General features: G+C 48.0%; 4 protein-coding genes. All 4 read left to right on the forward strand.

Annotated features, from left to right (window positions below; all coding sequences use genetic code 11):
* Positions 1–512, forward strand: a 512-nt coding sequence (locus tag VIM72_RS24105; RefSeq protein WP_332005378.1) for an amidohydrolase family protein, incomplete at its 5' end; no start/stop codon positions are given.
* A 20-nt stretch (positions 513–532) separates the two neighbouring features.
* Positions 533–1,315, forward strand: coding sequence for an SDR family oxidoreductase (locus tag VIM72_RS24110; RefSeq protein WP_332005379.1), 783 nt, complete (start codon positions 533–535; stop codon positions 1,313–1,315).
* A 59-nt stretch (positions 1,316–1,374) separates the two neighbouring features.
* The gene (locus tag VIM72_RS24115; RefSeq protein ID WP_332005380.1) at positions 1,375–2,613 is read left to right on the forward strand and encodes a sugar MFS transporter; all 1,239 of its coding nucleotides are present in this window, start codon (positions 1,375–1,377) and stop codon (positions 2,611–2,613) included.
* A gap of 66 nt (positions 2,614–2,679) precedes the next feature.
* The coding region (locus VIM72_RS24120; RefSeq protein ID WP_332005381.1) for an MbnP family protein at positions 2,680–2,904 on the forward strand (225 nt) is incomplete at its 3' end.

Below are 2,904 nucleotides of genomic sequence, written 5' to 3' on the forward strand. Positions count from 1 at the left end.
TTGTACAGGGTGAACCGGATAACCGGTTCATTCTCGGTGAACATTTCTGCCGTGGTATCAAAGCGCTGCAGCAACACGGGTTTACCTATGATATTCTCGTATACCCGAAACAGTTGCCTGCGGTAGAAGAATTTGTACAACAGTTCCCGGAACAGGCGCTGATCATTGATCACCTGGCCAAACCCGGTATCAAAGCGGGAGAACTGGATGCCTGGGCAGCGCATATGCGCCGCATTGCAAAATCGCCGAATGTATACTGCAAGCTGAGCGGCATGGTAACGGAAGCCGACTGGCAGCAGTGGGAACCCGCACATTTCCGGCCTTTTATGGAAGTAGCGCTGGAAGCTTTTGGCGCAAACAGGCTGGTATACGGTTCCGACTGGCCCGTGTGCCTGGTGGCGGCAAAATACCGCGAAGTGAAAGAACTGGTGACGGATTTTATCAGCACCTTATCAACAAGTGAACAGGAACAGATAATGGGGGGCAATGCCCGCTCATTTTATCATCTATAAAAAATAATATCATACATACTATGGATTTAGGATTACAGGAGAAAGTGATCATCGTTACCGGTGGTGCAAAAGGGATCGGGGAAGCTATTGCAAAGCTGGTGGCTGCAGAAGGCGGCATCAGCGTGATTGCCGGCCGCAGTACCGCCGATAATGAAAAAACAGTGGGCGAAATCATCGCCGCAGGCGGCAAAGCCATGGCTATTACCGCTGAACTGGGTAAAGTGGAGGATTGTAAAAAAGTGATCTCTGAAACAATAGCAAAGTATGGAAAGATAGATGCCCTGGTAAACAATGCAGGTGCCAATGATGGCGTAGGACTGGAAAGCGGCAGCCCTGAAAAATTTATGCAATCACTGCAGAATAATTTGTCGCACTACTACAACCTGGCACATTTCGCATTGCCTTACCTGAAAGCCTCCAAGGGAAATATTGTAAACATCGGGTCTAAAGTGGCCGATACCGGGCAGGGCAACACCAGTGGCTATGCGGCTTCCAAAGGAGCTATCAATGCGCTTACCCGGGAATGGGCGGTGGAATTGCTGCCTTATTCCATCCGCGTTAACACGGTGATCCCTGCTGAAGTATGGACCCCGCTGTATGAAACCTGGATCAATTCATTGCCAAATCCAAAAGAGAAACTGGCGTCCATCACCGCAAATATTCCATTTGAAAAAAGAATGACCACATCCACGGAAATTGCCAACAGCACCGTGTTCCTGTTGTCGCCACGTTCCTCTCATACAACCGGACAAATTGTATATGTAGATGGCGGTTATACCCATCTCGACAGATCCATCAGCTAAGGATTAAGACCCAACACCTGTTACAATATTCAATCACCTGAAACATTAAATTCTTCGTTATGGCCGGAGGCGCAGTAAGTAATTCCACCTATACCACCAATAAAGATACAGGCGCAAAGCCTGGCAGCTACTTGTTCCCGCTGATCCTTGTTACCAGCCTGTTCTTCCTATGGGGACTGGCATACGGGCTGCTGGATGTACTGAACAAACATTTTCAGGAGGTATTAAACATTACTACCAAACGTTCTACTTTATTACAGGGTGCTTATTTCGGCGCTTATTTCCTCATGGCATTTCCTGCAGGCATGTTTATGAATAAGTTCGGTTATAAGAAAGGAATTATTCTCGGTTTGCTGTTGTACGCCACCGGAGCATTCCTGTTTTTCCCTGCGGCGGGGGCGCTGAGCTTCGACTTTTTCCTGTTGGCATTATTTATTCTTGCCTGCGGACTGGCCTGCCTGGAAACAGCTGCCAATCCGTATGTAACAGTGTTGGGCGATAAATCCACTTCCGAGCAGCGGTTGAACCTATCGCAATGCTTTAACGGGCTGGGATCTTTCCTGGGGCCTATTATTGGCGGTAAATTATTTTTTGGCAGCGGCAGCGGTGATCTTACAACAGTAAAACTCACCTACATTGTCATAGGCGTGGTGGTATTGCTGATCGCAGGTTTTTTCTACAGAACACCATTACCTGAAATCAAAGAGGCTGAACAGGAAGGCCCTGAAGTAATGGCAGATACCCGCCCGCTTTCTGCCCATCGTCATTTTGTGCTGGGCGTAATAGCGCAGTTCTTTTATGTAGCGGCGCAGGTAGGTGTGGGCGCATTGTTTATTAATTATGTCACTACTTACTGGCATGGGATTACTACGGAAAACGCTTCCTACCTGCTATCGGTAGGACTGGGATTGTTTATGGGCGGCCGTTTTGTGGGCACTGCGCTGATGCGTAAAATAGCGCCGAATATTTTACTGTCTGTTTATGCCCTCATCAACCTGGCGTTAAGCATTTTTGTAATGACCGGCAACGGCGCTGCTTCTGTGTATGCGCTGATCGCTATTTTCTTTTTTATGTCTATCATGTTCCCAACTATTTTTGCGTTGGGGGTAAAAGATTTGGGCGTGCATACCAAACGCGGCGCTTCTTTCCAGGTAATGTCTATTGTGGGGGGAGCTTCGGTTCCTTACCTGATGGGAGTTGTAACGGAGTGGCAGTCGCTTGCCATTTCTTTCGGCATTCCCGCTTTCTGCTTTGTGATCGTGTTTTTATACGGCTGGAAAGGATATAAGAGAGTGTAGCCGGCAGGCTTCTTTTTAATATTAATCCGCAAAATCATTGTAACTTTCTTTACAAAAGAGGATACCATGATTTTGCGGATTTTTGCTTCCTATGCTTGCTGGTTCCTGGTTATCGCCGCGTTGTTTGCCTGGATGCCTGCCGGTCCGGAGCCTGTACCTTCCCTGCAATTATCGTTCACCCACCTGGTGGGGCAGCAGCCGCTGCTAAGGAACCAGGCTACCTATACCAACGCCTCCGGCGAAACATTTACGATCAGCCGTTTCCGTTATTTCCTCAGCAATTTTTCACTG

The sequence above is a fragment of the Chitinophaga sp. genome (assembly GCF_036569185.1).
Classification (GTDB): domain Bacteria; phylum Bacteroidota; class Bacteroidia; order Chitinophagales; family Chitinophagaceae; genus Chitinophaga.